Source organism: Hallella bergensis DSM 17361, assembly GCF_000160535.1.
Taxonomy (GTDB): Bacteria; Bacteroidota; Bacteroidia; order Bacteroidales; family Bacteroidaceae; genus Prevotella; species Prevotella bergensis.
On sequence record NZ_GG704782.1, the window covers coordinates 6078 to 22546 of the forward strand.

Annotated in this window: 10 protein-coding genes; 8 read left to right on the forward strand and 2 right to left on the reverse strand. The window is 49.4% G+C overall.

The features are described 5' to 3' along the window. Nucleotides 1–619: 619 nt before the first annotated feature. From HMPREF0645_RS08475 to HMPREF0645_RS08485, 3 genes are all read left to right on the forward strand, one after another. The gene (locus HMPREF0645_RS08475; protein WP_007174551.1) at nucleotides 620–889 is read left to right on the forward strand and encodes a hypothetical protein; all 270 of its coding nucleotides are present in this window, start codon (nucleotides 620–622) and stop codon (nucleotides 887–889) included. A gap of 88 nt (nucleotides 890–977) precedes the next feature. After that, a complete protein-coding gene (gene lipA / locus HMPREF0645_RS13380; protein ID WP_007174552.1) occupies nucleotides 978–2804 on the forward strand; it encodes a bifunctional lipoate--protein ligase/lipoyl synthase in 1827 nt (608 codons plus the stop codon). 65 nt (nucleotides 2805–2869) lie between these two features. Next, nucleotides 2870–3193, forward strand: a complete 324-nt coding sequence (locus HMPREF0645_RS08485; protein WP_007174553.1) for a hypothetical protein — start codon at nucleotides 2870–2872, stop codon at nucleotides 3191–3193. A 156-nt stretch (nucleotides 3194–3349) separates the two neighbouring features. Here HMPREF0645_RS08485 and HMPREF0645_RS08490 read toward each other — a convergent pair whose 3' ends face one another. After that, nucleotides 3350–5791 (reverse strand): glycoside hydrolase family 127 protein, encoded by a 2442-nt coding sequence (locus tag HMPREF0645_RS08490; RefSeq protein ID WP_007174554.1) that lies wholly within the window; start codon nucleotides 5789–5791, stop codon nucleotides 3350–3352. Between the two features lie 221 nt (nucleotides 5792–6012). Between HMPREF0645_RS08490 and HMPREF0645_RS08495 the strand changes: the two genes are divergently transcribed. The 5 genes from HMPREF0645_RS08495 to HMPREF0645_RS08515 all read left to right on the forward strand — a co-directional run bounded on the left by HMPREF0645_RS08495 (nucleotide 6013) and on the right by HMPREF0645_RS08515 (nucleotide 15639). Then, nucleotides 6013–7989 carry a glycoside hydrolase family 97 protein gene (locus tag HMPREF0645_RS08495; protein WP_007174556.1) on the forward strand — a complete coding sequence of 659 codons (1977 nt, stop codon included), beginning with the start codon at nucleotides 6013–6015 and terminating at the stop codon, nucleotides 7987–7989. A 40-nt stretch (nucleotides 7990–8029) separates the two neighbouring features. Next, nucleotides 8030–10489, forward strand: coding sequence for a glycoside hydrolase family 127 protein (locus HMPREF0645_RS08500; RefSeq protein ID WP_007174557.1), 2460 nt, complete (start codon nucleotides 8030–8032; stop codon nucleotides 10487–10489). 106 nt (nucleotides 10490–10595) lie between these two features. Next, nucleotides 10596–11822: a nucleoside recognition domain-containing protein gene (locus HMPREF0645_RS08505; RefSeq protein ID WP_007174558.1), complete on the forward strand. Its 1227-nt coding sequence runs from the start codon at nucleotides 10596–10598 to the stop codon at nucleotides 11820–11822. A 161-nt stretch (nucleotides 11823–11983) separates the two neighbouring features. Further along, nucleotides 11984–13459: an oligosaccharide flippase family protein gene (locus HMPREF0645_RS08510; protein WP_007174559.1), complete on the forward strand. Its 1476-nt coding sequence runs from the start codon at nucleotides 11984–11986 to the stop codon at nucleotides 13457–13459. A gap of 47 nt (nucleotides 13460–13506) precedes the next feature. Continuing rightward, entirely contained in the window at nucleotides 13507–15639 is a 2133-nt protein-coding gene (locus HMPREF0645_RS08515) for a S46 family peptidase (RefSeq protein WP_007174560.1), read from the forward strand. A gap of 256 nt (nucleotides 15640–15895) precedes the next feature. Here HMPREF0645_RS08515 and HMPREF0645_RS08520 read toward each other — a convergent pair whose 3' ends face one another. Further along, a complete protein-coding gene (locus HMPREF0645_RS08520; protein ID WP_007174561.1) occupies nucleotides 15896–16426 on the reverse strand; it encodes an LOG family protein in 531 nt (176 codons plus the stop codon). Nucleotides 16427–16469 lie beyond the last annotated feature (43 nt).

Sequence of the window (16469 nt, forward strand, 5' to 3'; positions counted from 1 at the left end):
GATTTTTATGAGACGGGATTATATTACAACTCTTTCTCCAACAGGTTTAAATGCTTCTTCATCACTTTACGCGTTTAGACCAAAGTGAGCATGTAGGCAAATATAGGATTTTTATTTTTCAATAGAATACCTGAGCGCTTTTTTTTGGCGCTTCGGTGTAATTTTTTTGAGGAGCAGCAAAACATATCATCTAAAAAACGAGTAAATCGCTTATGATTTGAAATTTACGTTTTCATACTTAACATTCATAAACCGCCAATAATAAAAATATAAACAACCCATTTTCTTTTACAATCCCTCTCTTGTGACTGCGATATTTTCTATGACAAGATATTTTGCCGGAAATAAACGAAATTTGGGACAGTTTTCAAACATCTGGAAATCAAGATATTAAGAAATCGAGTCAAAAATGGGCTTGCGAAAGGATAGATATGGCAACGCGGTTGTTATCTAATCGCGGTGCGGTTACACTGTTGAGAGCATGCAAAAGGGCTAAGTTGGCAATGTCATCTCTATCTTATCGCAAGTCAGACGCTTTGAAATGGCATCGAGAACTCATTTTATTCGTTGAATGATTTCCAATTTCACTTCTGGTTCAGAAATTCTGAAGTGTTAAAAAATGCAGAAGTATTTTGACAAAAAAAATAATGCAGAGAATTTGCCCCTGCCTTTATACCTATTATTGAGAACCAGTCCGCTCCTCACACCGAGTGACTCTCTTCAACACCAAAAGAAATTGCACTTCTGCTTTGAAGGTTTAAATAACGGCATGCAGGATAAGAAAAGCCTTGTCAAGATTGTAGCGGAGAATGCGAATAGCCACCCCCCTGAATACGATAGAAAGAAATTAAACCGTTGCGGTATGGGGCGCAACCAGCTGATTCCATAGATTGATATTTGCATAGATTACCTCCCAAAACGAACGAACTTTTCAGGTTTTTTTGTACATTTGCGGACGCAACTTAATTGGCCCGTCAATGAAATACATCCATATCCCCCACCCCGAAACCATTCGCACGCTCCCTTTCTACTTCGCCGTCGAGGAGTATGTGGCTCGCCATTACACTGACGACGACTATTTCATGGTCTGGCGCGTGGAACCTACAGTGATGTTGGGACGCAACCAACTCATTGAAAACGAGGTGAACACAGCCTATTGTCAGGAAAACGATGTGCATATCTTCCGGCGCAAAAGCGGTGGCGGATGCATCTATTCCGATTTGGGCTGTATCCAGTTTTCCTATATCTCGTCTGCCGACAATGTAAACCAGGCCTTCGCACGCTATATGCAACGGGTGGCCGACATGTTGCAAAGCCTCGGTGTCGATGCCCGTTTGTCGGGCAGGAACGATATTCTTGTCAATGGTGGCAAGGTGGCGGGAAGTGCCTTCTACGGGCTGCCAAACCGGTGCGTGCTCCACAACTCCATGCTCTTCAACACCCGGCTTGAGCACCTTTCGCAATCGCTGACTCCCTCACATGAGAAATTACAGAGCAAGGGCGTGGCCTCAGTGAGTCAGCGCGTCAACAATATTGCTCCACACACCCGTCTCACCATCGAAGACTTCATGGCTTATGCACGTCGCTATATGTGTGGCGAAGCCTCGCGCATGCTGTCTGAGACCGATATGGAAGGCATTGCCAAGATAGAAAGGGAACTGGCTTCCGACAGTTTTGTTTACGGCAAAAACCCGAAATATTCGGAAGTGAGGAAACATCGATTTGAGGGCGTGGGCACGCTCGAAGCGCACATAGAACTGAAAAACGGGGTGATTGTCAACATCAGTTTGTCGGGCGATTATTTCCAGTTGGGCGATATCGACCGGCATCTTTTGGCTCCGCTCAGGGGTGTGGAGTTTTCCCGCGAGGCCGTGGAACGAAGGCTCCGTGGCACCGATCTCTCGACCATGATCCGGGCACTGACCCTTCAGCAGTTTCTCCGCTTGCTCTTTGGGCGCAAGCCCCATGTGATGAAGCCCGACTGGCTGAAAATTGATCTCACGGCCAAAAAGCAGACCGGTGAGACCGCTGAAATTCTGGCCAAACACCATCTCAATACAATATGCACCAGCGGACTGTGCCCCAACCGAGCCGAATGTTGGATGGCCCGTACGGCCACGCTGATGATCGGAGGCAATATTTGCACGCGGCGGTGTCGTTTCTGCAACACGCCGTCGGGTCGCCCGGAGCTTCTTGATCCTGATGAGCCGCGCCGTGTAGCCGAATCGATCAGGAGTCTCGGACTGCGTTATGCGGTCATCACTTCTGTCGACCGCGACGACTTGTCCGACTATGGTGCCGCCCATTGGATAAGAACCGTGGAAGAGGTGCGTGCGTTGAATCCCAATACCAAGATTGAACTGCTCATCCCCGACTTCATGGGCGATGCCAACCTTATCCGCAGGGTGATGGACACCCGTCCCCACGTGACCGGGCACAACATAGAAACCGTGCGCCGTCTCACGCCCTCGGTGCGCAGTGTGGCACGCTACGAGCGTAGCCTGGAGGTACTCCGGGAGATTACTCGGTGCGGTATTACGGCCAAAACGGGCTTCATGCTTGGCCTGGGAGAAACCCACGAGGAGGTGTTGGAAACCATGGACGACATCCTTGCCACCGGTTGTCGGCGCCTGACCATCGGACAATATCTGCAACCCACCGCAGCCCACCTGCCCGTGGTGGCCTACATTCCTCCCCAGCAATTTGCCGACTATAAAAAAATTGCTCTTACCAAAGGCTTCGAGCATGTGGAGAGCGGTCCGCTCGTCCGCTCGTCCTACCATGCGGCAGATGCCGAGGCATAGGCTCAAAAATGCTTTCATATTATTAATTTGCTGAAATCCGCATAGGATCAATAAAAATACATCATATGAAAATATATCGCAAATCAATCAGCATAGCCTGTGTTTTGGTTTTATTCTCATGTGAGAGTATAAAAAGTTTAGAAGGTCTTGTTATAGATAATAATAACGTTCCTTTAGATAGCGTTTTAGTTTCAGACAACATGATAAATCAAATTGTATTCACAGATTCGCTAGGACGATTTAAATATATACGAATGGGACCTGTAAGACAAGGCTTAGATATCAAATTTAATTTTTCAAAAAAAGGATATAGAAATTATAGTCAGACCATTAAAGTCAATGAATCTTCGAAAGTTATAGTTGTGATGAATAAAGACACAATTGAATAAATCGATAAATTGAAATAAAGAGGGCTTCTAAGTTCCGGATACTGTATAGAATGTATAATTTAATGTCACTTGATGATTGAAAAATCACGTGCGAAAATTCAGTAAATATCTAAAAAGCCAGACTTTATAAAGTTGGCTCAATGATATTATACTTCCTCATTCATTCACCTTCCATTCAATAATACCACCCGACTCACCCTTCTGCAGTTTTGCCACGATACGAAGGCCGGTGGTCGTAACAGGACGGAAATCTACGCTGTTGTAGACATCTTTCTTACAACCGTATGGTGTATGGTCTTCCACTTCTTTCCATAAACCTTCGTTGTCCTTATAATATAGTGTCCAGCTTTCAGGCACACGGAAATTGCCATCATAATGGTCGAAGTCGAGCCAATATACTTGTACGTTGCTCACCGTATAGGGCTTGTCAAAAGCATAGAAGATACTCTCGGGGGTTCCCCTCTTGAGCCACCAGTAGTGGTAAGGTTTGCTCGTGTCGCTGCTTCGGCGTGGCTCCCACTGGTCGTTCACGCCCCAGGCCGACCCCTCAGCCACAGCTGTTTCGGGTGCATCTTTCTGAATTGGGGCGCGGTTAGACCGTGTATGCGCCTTGCTTGCAATAGTTTCTCGGGGGGGCACATAGGCATATGCAGGAGATGATGCTATCCAAACGGCCATCTGATCCGCGCCTCTGTTATTCCAGGTACTGTATGGGATAGCACGGAATCTTACGTTTTTCACACTTCCATCTTGCTCCAACTGCATGGCATTGCCCGTCAGTTCAACGATGCCATTAAGCTTGTCACTGTGGTAGGAGGCTGTAATAGGAGTGGTTAGTGTAATTATTTTGTTGAAAACCGTATTGTCACTCTGGTCTTTTCCTTCCAGACAGAACATCACAGGTCCGCGCTCCAAGGCTATCTTACCGCGATCGTCCTCCACATTGTCGTTGGCCTGTACCCTGCGGACGTCCATCGGAAGCTCAATTTCCACTCGGTCTCCCTTTTTCCATTTTCGGCTGATTACTACATATCCATCTTCTAATGTTGCGTCCACCACGTCGCCATTAAGCTTCACCGCATAAGGTTTTGCTTTGTCGATGAAATGGTAAAGATTTGTCGATACAGGCTTATTGTGTGCCCAACCCGGTATGCGGAAACGAATGGCAAAAGTTGAACGTCTTTTCGGCGAGACCTGGATAGAAATGTTTCCATCCCATGGGTAGTTGGTAGTCTGAGTCAGTTGTACGCCATTGATATCAGCCTTGCCCTGTATATAGAGGTTCACGAAGATATCATTGCCCCGTGTGGCATACTGATATTGGGGCACGCTGGCTACGAATCGCGTTACGTTGCCCGGACAACAAGCGCATCCAAACCATGCCTGACGGGCATGCTGTCCCATAGATTCCAGCGGATTGTCATAGAAAAACTCTTTTCCACTCAGGCTTACACCACTCAACACACCATTATATAGAGCCCGTTCGTACACGTCAACATATTTGGCATCGCCTGTAGCCAGAAACATGCGATAATTCCAATACACATTGGCAATGCTGGCACAAGTTTCCGAATATGCCGTCATGTTGTTCAATTCATAATTGGGTCCGAAGCCCTCACCCTGTGCACGGCTGCCGATTCCTCCCGTAATATACAGCTTTTTCCCTGCCATATTGTTCCATATTCGTTCCAGTGCATGGAAGTATTCAGCATCGTTTGTTAGTGCTGCCACATCAGCAACACCGCTAAACAAATAGCCCGCACGAACGGCATGACCCACTATTTCGTCCTGTTCAAGAATAGGCTTATGGTCTTGTGAATAGGCGTTCAGACGATGACCGTCGGTTCCTCGACCCGTTTCCTCCACAAAATATTTTGCCGTTTCAAGATACTTTCTATTGCCAGTCACCTTATATAACTTACACAATGCCATCTCGGCAATAGGGTGCCCGGACGGACGGTGAATTTGATTGGGAGCCGGACCGAAGGTTTTACATACCAAGTCGGCATTCTTGATGGCCACATTCAGAAAGTTTTTCTTGCCCGTAGCCTTGTAATGTGCTACTGCCGACTCGATGAGATGGCCACTATTATACAATTCGTGGCTGTTGATTTTCTCCCACTTTGAGCGACCCCACCAACCCGAAAGACGATAACATTTGTTGGTGACGCAGGTTGTGAGATAACCGTCCGGTTCCTGTGCCGAAGCTATAATGCTGATAACAGAATCAAGATAGTGGTCGAGTTTGGCATCATAATGTACTGCCAGAGAGTAGCTTGCTCCCTCTATTACCTTATAAGGATCAGTGTCGTCAAACGAGAAATCTCCACGATGTTCACCCTTCATCAGTCCGCCGGCAATGGCAAAGTTGTCAAACCGTCCGTTCTTTTCACATTCCCTAAAAGCAGAGGGTATCGACACGGTGCGATTGATTTCTATGCGGGGTGACCAAAAATTATCATTCAGATGTACCTTCGTAAAGGGTACTTCGACAATAAGGTTTCCAGTTTTCCCACCAGCTTTCTTTGCGGGAGCAGCCTCCAAGGAGCCCGAAACCATCACCGTAATACCCATTAATAATAGAGTTTTTTTAGTCATATCTTAAGTGAGTTAGTATGTTCAAAAGCTATGTTGAGGTAATATTGCAAAGTAAGGAAGAATATGGCAAAGGCGATAAAAATCCCGTCTGATAAGATAGCAAAATAGTCTAATATCACGGTGGATTCGCGGTTTTAGATTATTCTCTCATCCTTTGCGACAAAATTTTCATAGCTAACGCGTGAAAATATCTATCTTTGTAATATCCTAAGTATAAGTCTATGAATCGAATCCCAAAACCACTAACGCTATTATTATTGTTTTTCTGCATTCAATCAGCAGCTCAAGATATTTGTCTGAGCTCTCCCAACGGTAGGCTGAAAGCAATAATCAGTTCAACTCCAAGTCTCTCGCTGCAGATAACATTGGATGATCAAACCCTAATGGACAAATCGCCCATAGGGCTTATATTAAACAATGGTACTGAAATTGGACAACTCAGAGTCCCCAAGTCTGTACGTCCCACCACGCTTAGTGAGGAAATAATTTCCCCATTCCATCGCCAAAAGAGCTTCAGGAGTCAGGCCAACGAACTGCGCCTTCGTCTCAACAATGACTTTGGAATCACATTTCGTGTCTACGATGAGGGAGTGGCTTATCGTTTCCACTACCAAGGCAAGAAGGAAAATGTGATCAAAAATGAGATAGCAAAATATCGTTTCGGGAACAAGCGTAAGGCATGGCTGGCTTATTCCACCAGCCATGGCGACCCTTTCGCTATGGGTTTCCAAAACATTTACCACGAAACAACTCTCGACACCGCGAGGCGACAGCTTGCATTCTTACCCGCAACGGTTGATTGTGGGAAAGCCAAAGTTACAATTTTGGAAAGTGCCTTGCATCATTACCCGGGTATGTTTGTCAAAGCCGATGGCGACAATCTTGTTGCCGTCTTTCCACCTTATCCCAAGACCATGGCCCGACATGATTGGCGAAACATGACGTATGTGGCAGAAAGGCACGATTTCATCGCAAAAAACAAGGGCTCACACCAGTTTCCGTGGCGTATTTTTGCCGTATCAGAAGCCGATACTGATATGCCTACCAATAACCTTGTCTACGCTCTTGCCGAACCCAGCCGATTGAAAAACACCGACTGGATTAAACCTGGCAAAGTGGCTTGGGACTGGTGGAACGACTGGAACCTGAAGGGGGTGGACTTCAAGGCAGGCATCAACACCGAAACCTACAAGTATTATATCGACTTCGCCGCCAAACATCACTTGGAATATATCATTCTCGATGAGGGATGGTACGATTCGAACAGAGGTGACATCATGCACCCTATTGCCGATGTCGATTTGTCGGAACTCATCGAATACGGCAGGCAAAAAGGCGTTGGCATCGTGCTATGGGCTGTGTTCAACGTCATGGACGAGAATCTCGAAACCATCTGCCGTCACTATGCCAACATGGGCATCAAGGGTTTCAAGGTTGATTTCCTCGACCGCAACGACCAGACTGCCAATGAAATGGTGGAGCGCCTGGCCGACTGTGCAGCTCGGAATCAGCTGTTGCTCGACTTCCACGGTTTCTACACACCGGCAGGACTCAACCGAACTTATCCCAACATCTTGAACTATGAGGGAGTCTTCGGCATGGAAGAGGTGAAATGGGGAAAGCTCAAAAACGACCACCCACGCTATGATGTCACCTTCCCCTTTATCCGTATGATGGCTGGCCAGGTTGATTTCACGCCCGGAGCCATGCGCAACGGGAGCCGTCGTGATTGGCTTGCCAGCTACTCCAAGCCCATGAGTCAGGGCACACGGGCACATCAGGCTGCCACCTACATTGTCTATGACTCGCCTTTCACCATGCTGGCCGATACCCCCACGAGCTATGAAGCCGAGCCGGACTACACAGCTTTCATTGCCGCATTGCCCACCGTGTTTGACGAAACCGAGGTGCTACAAGGCAAAATAGGCGATTTCATCGTTACTTTGAGAGAGAAGGATCACCTATATTATATAGGAGGAATGACCAACTGGGACGAGCGCGACATCACGATCGATCTCAGCTTTCTGCCCAAGAACATTCAGTTTACGGCAACAATCCTGTCTGACGGAATCAATGCCAACAAGAATGCGGAAGACTACAAGTTGAACCGACATACAGTAAACTCATCTTCAACACTCAATCTGCATTTGGCATCAGGAGGTGGGTTTGTCGTGACCCTTGAACCAGTAACCAGATAAGAACGAATAAAATACAAACAAATATAAAACCAAACAACTGATGAAACGGAAAATCATAACCTTTTTGACAGCCATGATTGCCACTGCCGGTATGGCACAAAAAAGCAACGGCGGCTACCCCATCACTCCTGTCCCATTCACAGCTGTGAAAGTGGCCAGCAACAGCTTCTGGGGACAGCGTCTCGAAACTTCTCGACAAGTAACCGTTCCGCTTGCTTTCAGCAAATGCGAATCGGAAGGTCGGTACAAAAACTTTGAGCGGGCTGCTCACCCCAGCGACAGTTACGACGTAAGCAAACTCATGGGGCTCTCGTTCGACGACACCGACCCTTATAAGACTATCGAGGGAGCAAGCTACATTCTTCAGACCTATCCCGACAAGAAACTGAAGCAATATATAGACTCCGTGCTCAACATCATTGGTTCCGCACAGGAATCCGACGGATATCTCTACACCGCACGGACGCAGAACCCCAAGAACCCCCACCATTGGGCCGGCGACAAGCGATGGAGTAAGGTCGAAGACTTGAGCCATGAACTCTATAACCTCGGACACATGGTCGAGGGTGCCGTGGCTCACTGGCAGGCTACGGGCAGTCGCAAGTTCCTCGATATCGCCACACGCTATGCTGACTGTGTGGTGCGCGAGGTTGGTCCCAATCCGGGCCAAGTCTGTGTTGTTCCCGGACATCAGATCGCCGAAATGGCCCTGTGCAAGCTCTACCTCGCCACGGGCAATAGGAAATATCTCGACCAGGCCAAATTCTTCCTCGACTATCGCGGAAAGACCACCATCAGGCAGGAGTATTCGCAGAGTCACAAGCCTGTTGTTGAGCAAGATGAAGCTGTGGGACATGCCGTCCGCGCCGCATACATGTATGCCGGTATGGCCGATGTGGCTGCCCTCACGGGCGATGCCGACTACATCAAGGCCATCGACCGTATCTGGGATAACATCGTGGGTAAGAAACTCTATATCACCGGTGGCATCGGGGCTACCAGCAACGGTGAAGCTTTCGGAAAAAACTACGAACTGCCCAACATGAGTGCTTATGCCGAGACATGTGCCGCCATCGGCAATGTCTACGTCAACTACCGGCTCTTCCTGCTCCATGGTGAGAGCAAATATTTTGATGTGTTGGAGCGCTCGCTCTACAACGGACTCATATCGGGTGTCTCCATGGACGGCGGTGGATTCTTCTATCCCAACCCATTGGAGTCTATGGGTCAGCACCAGCGTCAGGCTTGGTTTGGCTGTGCATGCTGTCCGAGCAACATCTGCCGATTCCTACCCTCGCTTCCCGGCTATGTCTATGCCGTGAAAGACAACAACCTCTACGTGAACCTCTTTCTCAGCAATTCGGCAACGATGAAAGTCAATGGCAAGAACGTGTCTCTGACACAGTCCACCAACTATCCTTGGGACGGTGATATCGCTATCCGCGTGGATCGGAACAAGGCTGGTAGCTTCGGTCTCAAGATTCGCATACCGGGATGGATAAAGGGACAACCCGTACCTTCTGACCTCTATTATTATAGCGATGGCAAACGTCCCAACTACACCATCCTGGTAAACGGAAAGGCTATCGAGCCGACCATCACCGACGATGGCTATTGCACCATCAATCGGAGATGGAAGAAAGGCGACGTGGTAACCATTCATTTCGACATGGAAGTACGCACGGTTAGGGCTAACACCAAGGTGGAAGCCGACCGCGGACAAGTGAGTTTTGAGCGTGGCCCCGTGGTCTATTGCGCAGAGTGGGCAGACAATGACTTCGACATCATGAGCATGCTCCTCAACCAAAAACCGAAATTCACCGAAAGCAAGTTGCCCTACAGTCAGTTCATATCCGACAAATACAAGAACACCCTCAGACTCTACCAGGGGCAAAACCTGACCACCCTAACCACACAGGCTCAGGCTTTAGCCTATGACAAGGAGGGGCGCCTGACCGTCCAAAACGTCAATCTGAAACTCATTCCATATTTCGCATGGTGTCACCGTGGCAGTGGGAATATGAAGGTTTGGATGGCACAAAACGTATCGGCAAGTCGGCCTTCAACCCCACCAACACTTGCTTCGCAGGCCGAAATCGCATCATCAACACCTTCTCGGTCGATGAAAAGCATAGTCGACGGACTGGTACCGGCCGACGAAAACGACCGTTCCGTACCCTATTTCCACTGGTGGCCCAAGCAGGGAGGCAACGAATGGGTGACTTACACCTTCGCTAATGCCAAAACCATTCAGAGCGCAACCGTATATTGGTTCGACGACCAGCCATGGGGAGGGTGCAAGGTTCCCGACAGCTGGACCATGGAATACCAGGACGAAAGCGGTGCATGGAAACCGGTATTCCACGCTGATCAATACCCTGTCAAGAAAGGTCAGGCTTGCATCGTCAACTTCGATCCGGTCAAGACAAAGGCCGTGAGGCTCAATGTCTACCAACCCGAGAAATATTCGTCCGGCCTCTTCGAGTGGTCGGTCAATTGAGGCAGAGTTGCTTTGGCAGCATCTTCCCGACTCTTTTAAGTTGTTGTTCGTTTTCGGGCGGATTTCCTTGTAAGAGTTTGGAAATTGTGCTAACTTTGCCCTCCGTATGGTACTGAACTACATTTGGATTGCATTCTTCCTCATTGCTTTTGTCTTTGGGGCTTTTCAGCTATGCATGGGCGACACCACTATCTTTCAAAAGATAGTGGATTCCACATTCGACACGTCGAAGTCAGCTTTCGAGATCTCCCTCGGCCTGACCGGTGTCTTGGCTTTGTGGCTCGGTATCATGAAGATTGGTGAACGCGCCGGCGTGGTGAATGCACTGGCAAGGGTGCTCAGTCCGGTGTTCACCAAACTCTTTCCCGATATTCCGAAGAACCATCCGGCCATGGGTTCTATCTTCATGAACATCGCCTCCAACATGCTCGGACTCGATAATGCCGCAACCCCCACCGGCCTGAAGGCCATGCAGCAGATGCAGGAACTGAACACCAGGAAGGACACGGCAACCAACCCGATGATCATGTTCCTCGTACTCAACACCTCGGGTCTCACCATCATTCCAACAACCATCCTCGCCTTTCGCGCCTCCTACGGGGCAGCATCGCCCACCGATGTCTTCATCCCCATTCTCCTGGCCACCACAATAGCTACCTTGGCGGGCATCATCATCACCTCCGCCTGGCAACGTATCAACATCTTTCAACCCGTTCTTCTGGCCACGATGACCGGACTCGTGGCCTTTGTAGGTTTGGTGGTATGGAGTTTCGGGCAGATGGATAAAGACACACTGGGCACCGTCACGAGCATTGCCAGCAACCTCATCCTGCTGGGCATCATCATCATTTTCATCCTCACCGGATTGTTCAGAAAGGTCAACGTCTACGACGCTTTTATCGAAGGAGCCAAGGAAGGCTTTACAACAGCCGTCCGGATCATCCCCTATTTGGTGGCCATCCTGGTGGCCGTGGGCGTGTTCCGTGCCTCCGGGGCGATGGACATGCTCATCGATGGCATTGCATGGACCGTGAAACAATGCGGTATCAACACCGATTTCGTCGGTGCATTGCCCACGGCCCTTATGAAACCCCTGTCGGGAAGCGGTGCCCGCGGACTCATGCTCGAGACCATGAAAACCTATGGTCCCGACAGCTTTGTGGGGCGGTTGAGCTGCATTTTCCAGGGAAGCACCGACACGACATTCTATATCCTCGCAGTATATTTCGGCAGCGTGAGCATCAAATACACCCGCCACGCCGTGGCCTGCGGCCTGCTGGCCGATCTCGTGGGAGTGATTGCAGCCGTGTTCATCGCATATATCTTCTTTTGAAAGAGTGAAGAGTGAAGAATGAAAAGTGAAGAATGAAGAGTGTAGAGTGAAGAGTAATTCCGTTCCGTATGGCCAATTATGAATTGTGAATTATGAATTCTGAATTTTCACCCCGCATGGCCAATTGTGAATTGTAAATTGTGAATTATGAATTAAAAAAAATGGCAACCCTGAAATCGCTTTTAAAAGACACTGCCATCTATGGCATCAGCAGCATAGCCGGGAGGTTTATCAACTACCTGCTCGTGCCCATCCAGACCGCTGCGTGGGCTGCCTCGGGCGGACAATACGGCGTCGTGACCAATGTCTATGCCTACACGGCACTGCTGATGGTGATCCTCACCTACGGCATGGAGACGACATTCTTCCGCTTTGCCAACAAAAACGAGGAGGATCCGCAGACCGTCTACACCACTACGCTCATCTCGGTGGGCTCCACGTCGCTGCTCTTTATTATCCTGATACTCTCCTTCCTCGGCCCCGTTTCATCGTTCATGGGCTATCAAGACCACCCCGAATGGGTGGCCGTGATGTTTGTATGTGTGGCCATCGATGCCTTCAAATGCATACCTTTTGCCTATCTGCGCTACCAAAGCCGACCCATCAAGTTTGCCACCATACAGCTGGCCAACGTATTTCTGAATGTCCTCCTCAACATCACCTACCTCTTTATACTCCCTGCCCTGCGCATCAATCCCTTCGGACTCTATGACGACAGTTTCACACTCAACGTGGGCATGGTGTTCTATATCAATTTGGCTTGTACCACATTGGTCACCCTGATGTTTTGGAAGGAACTCGTCGGCTTTCCCTATCGTTTCGATCCCAAGCTGCTCAGGCGCATGCTGCGCTATGCATGGCCGCTGCTGATATTAGGCATTGCGGGCATCCTGAACCAGACTTTCGACAAGATCGTCTTTCCTTTCCTTTACCGCGAAAGCGATGCGGCTGCCGAACTGAGCATCTACGGAGCCACCGTCAAGATAGCCATGATCATGGCCATGATTACTCAGGCCTTCCGCTATGCCTACGAACCATTTGTATTCGGCAAGTCCAAGGACAAGGACAACCGCGAGACCTACGCCAAGGCCATGAAGTTTTTTGTCATCTTTACCCTATTGGCTTTCCTCGTGGTGGTGGGTTATATGGACGTGTTAAGGCACATCATCCCCAACCGCGACTACTGGTCCGGCCTACGGGTGGTGCCTATCGTAATGGCCGCCGAAATCATGATGGGCATCTATTTCAACCTGTCGTTCTGGTATAAGCTCATTGACCGCACCATCTGGGGAGCTTATTTCAGTGGTGCCGGATGCCTCGTTCTCATCGCCGTCAACGTAATTTTCGTACCCCGATACAGCTATATGGCGTGTGCATGGGGAGGCTTTGCAGGTTATGCCACAGCCATGCTACTCAGCTATTTCGTCGGACAGAAATACTATCCCATTAACTATCCCGTCAAGGAAATACTGGCATATGTAGCCCTGGCCGTCGTACTCACCGCGGGCATGCTCACCGCCAACAACTATTTGACTCCACTTCCGGCCATCATTGTCAACACGTTGTTGGGTTGCATCTTCGTTGCCTATCTCGTGAAGAAAGACCTGCCACTGAACATCATAAAAAAGAAACAATAAACTCAATAACGGATACCACAGCTATCCCATTAAAAGAAAACAGACAAATGAACAACAGACTTATCAAGCCCCTTGTTTTTTTAACCCTCAACCTCTTATCTTTTCTGCCCCTACATGCCGACGAGGGCATGTGGACGCTCTACAATCTGCCTCAAGCCGTCTATAGCGAGATGCAACGAGAAGGTTTCCAACTGCCCTACAATGACTTGTATCACGGCGAGAATGCTGTGAGTCGGGCCGTGGTCAACTTCTCGGGCTACTGCTCCGGCGTGGTGGTCAGCCCCGACGGACTGGTGTTTACCAATCACCATTGCGGCTTTGAGGCCATTCGCTCCCACTCCACCGTGGAGCACGACTACATGCTCAACGGCTTCTATGCCAAGACCTACGAGGAGGAGCTGCCCAACGAAGACATGTTCGTCTCTTTCATGATAGAGCAACAAGATGTCACCGCACGGCTCGAGAGTCTCGGGCTTTCCCGCCTCAGCAAAGACAGGAAGGGCGCGCTCATCGACTCGTTGCAATATGCCATGACCGATTCTGTCAAGAATATCGACTCAACCTTACACGTTGTCATCGATGCCTTCTATGAGGGAAACAAATATTACGCCACCACCTATCAGGACTTCACCGACCTCCGGTTGGTGTTCACCGTGCCCAAATCGATGGGTAAGTTCGGCGGTGAGACCGACAACTGGATGTGGCCCCGACAGACATGCGACTTCTCGGTATTCCGCATTTACGCTGACCCGAAAACCAACGGCCCCGCCGCATACGCCAAAGACAACGTGCCCTACCGCCCCAAACACTGGGCTCCCGTGTCGCTCGAGGGCTACAAAGATGGCGACTTTGCCATGACCATGGGTTATCCTGGCTCCACCAGCCGCTATCTGTCGAGCTACGGCATCGAGCAGATGCGGATGAAAAACGCTGTCCGCGCACAGGCCCGAGGCATTAAGCAGGAGGTGATGCTACGCCACATGCGTGCCGACGAAGGCGTGCGCATCAAGTACGACAGCAAGTATGCCAACAGCTCCAACTACTGGAAAAACTCCATCGGAATGAACAAATGTATCGATTCCATCGGTCTCATCCAACAGAAACGAGCATTTGAACGTCAAGTGGAATCCTTTGTCAATCGGACGGGATACCTGAAAGACAGCCTCAACTTCCAGTTGCTCGAAAAACTCTATCGCAAAAGTGCAACGGCCGCCCATGACCTGCTGTATCTCACCGAAAGTTTTCTCCGCACAAACGAGTTCACCACACGCGCCATCAACGAAAACCGAGGACAGGAGACACAAGGCCCGGACAACAGGCCCAAGAAGCAATATTTCATCTACAAGGACGTCCAGAAGACCTGGGACGAGGCACTCGATAAGGAGGTGCTGGCAGTGGCACTGAAAAACTACCGCAACCACATCACCGACCCAAACAACCTGCCGGCGTTCTACAAGACCATCGAAACCAAATACGGCAACGACTACACCCGGTATGTGAACGATCTCTGGCAAAAGAGCTGTCTGATGAAACCCAACGGGAAAATATATTTCCGCAAGAAGTCTTTCAGGAAAGACCCGGGAACGATTATAGGTAAACAACTGCGCGAGCTTATCGACCAAAACCGCGAACTTCTCTCCACACTGGCCGACAGCATAGCCGATCAGGAGCGTTACCTCTGTGCCGCCAAGCTGCGCATGGAACAGGACATGCCCCATTACAGCGATGCCAACTTCACCATGCGCCTAAGTTATGGACAAGTGGGAGGGTTCGATTTGGGCGGCAAGCCTTCGGGCTACTATACCACCTCCGAGAGCCTGTTGGATAAGATGGAGCAGGGCGATAAGGGCATCATCGACTATCAGGCCGAGCCTATCATGCACGCCCTGATGAATGTCGATGACTGTAGCCCCTATGTCGACCGCCAAACCTACAAGCTACATCTGTGCCTTCTCACCAACAACGACATCACGGGCGGCAACAGTGGCTCGCCGCTGTTCGACGGCAAGGGTCGTCTCATCGGACTGGCCTTCGACGGCAACTGGGACAGCCTCAGCTCCGACATCCATTTTGACAAGCATTTGGCCCGCACCATCAGCGTGGACATCCGATTCGTGCTCTACATGATGGATAAGTGGGGACATGCCGACCGCCTGCTCAAGGAAATGGGTTTGAAATAAAAATCACAAATACAATACAGCCATCTCGTCCGAAGGCTCATGTCTTTCGGGTGAGATGGCTTTGTTTTAACAGCTTATCGTTAGCGTATCGCGTTCGAAGTACAAGCGTCTGACGGCCGACATCCGATCGTTCTACGGACGAAGTACACGTGTATTTCGGACGTCAGACGCCGGTGGTGAAGCTGGTGTGCATGGCATTGCAACGAGTATACGTTGGCCCTGAGTAGCTTTTGGTCTCGATGGTTGGTCTTATTGGTTAGCTGACATATTCTACCAGCGAGTCAAAATCATTGGCAACAGCGATGAAATCGGACCATTTGCCACGGATGAGGCCACGTTCCTGCATGTCATTGAGCAAGGCAATGGTCGAATTCCAAAATCCCTTCATGTTGTAGAGCACCACCATTTTGTGATGATAGCCAATGGTGTGAGATGCCGCAACAGTGAAGATTTCATCGAGAGTACCTATCCCTCCGGGCAGGGCAATAAAGATATCGGCTTGTGCCATGATGAGCTGCTTTCGGTCGGAGAGATTGTCACACGATACGTTGACATCAACATAATCAGACCCGCGCCCATTCTTTTCCAATATGGTGGGTATCATACCGATGGTTCGTCCACCGGCACGGTGCACTGACTGAGCTATACACTCCATGAGTCCGAGGTCACACCCGCCATACACCAAGTCGTGCCCATTACGCCCGATCCATGTACCCAGCTCCTCAGTGAGCCGAAAAAAGTCCGGGTCTATATCATTGTTGGCCGAGCAAAAAATTCCTATTTTCATAACTTTTTGATTTTAACACATCAAAAATAGCGATTATCGATTG

What these genes read in the sequence shown, in the direction of transcription:
- HMPREF0645_RS08475 (WP_007174551.1), top strand. Translation starts at nt 620, where the DNA reads ATGCAGAAGTATTTTGACAAAAAAAATAATGCAGAGAATTTGCCCCTG.
- lipA (WP_007174552.1), top strand. Translation starts at nt 978, where the DNA reads ATGAAATACATCCATATCCCCCACCCCGAAACCATTCGCACGCTCCCT.
- HMPREF0645_RS08485 (WP_007174553.1), top strand. Translation starts at nt 2,870, where the DNA reads ATGAAAATATATCGCAAATCAATCAGCATAGCCTGTGTTTTGGTTTTA.
- HMPREF0645_RS08490 (WP_007174554.1), bottom strand. Translation starts at nt 5,791, where the DNA reads ATGACTAAAAAAACTCTATTATTAATGGGTATTACGGTGATGGTTTCG.
- HMPREF0645_RS08495 (WP_007174556.1), top strand. Translation starts at nt 6,013, where the DNA reads ATGAATCGAATCCCAAAACCACTAACGCTATTATTATTGTTTTTCTGC.
- HMPREF0645_RS08500 (WP_007174557.1), top strand. Translation starts at nt 8,030, where the DNA reads ATGAAACGGAAAATCATAACCTTTTTGACAGCCATGATTGCCACTGCC.
- HMPREF0645_RS08505 (WP_007174558.1), top strand. Translation starts at nt 10,596, where the DNA reads ATGGTACTGAACTACATTTGGATTGCATTCTTCCTCATTGCTTTTGTC.
- HMPREF0645_RS08510 (WP_007174559.1), top strand. Translation starts at nt 11,984, where the DNA reads ATGGCAACCCTGAAATCGCTTTTAAAAGACACTGCCATCTATGGCATC.
- HMPREF0645_RS08515 (WP_007174560.1), top strand. Translation starts at nt 13,507, where the DNA reads ATGAACAACAGACTTATCAAGCCCCTTGTTTTTTTAACCCTCAACCTC.
- HMPREF0645_RS08520 (WP_007174561.1), bottom strand. Translation starts at nt 16,426, where the DNA reads ATGAAAATAGGAATTTTTTGCTCGGCCAACAATGATATAGACCCGGAC.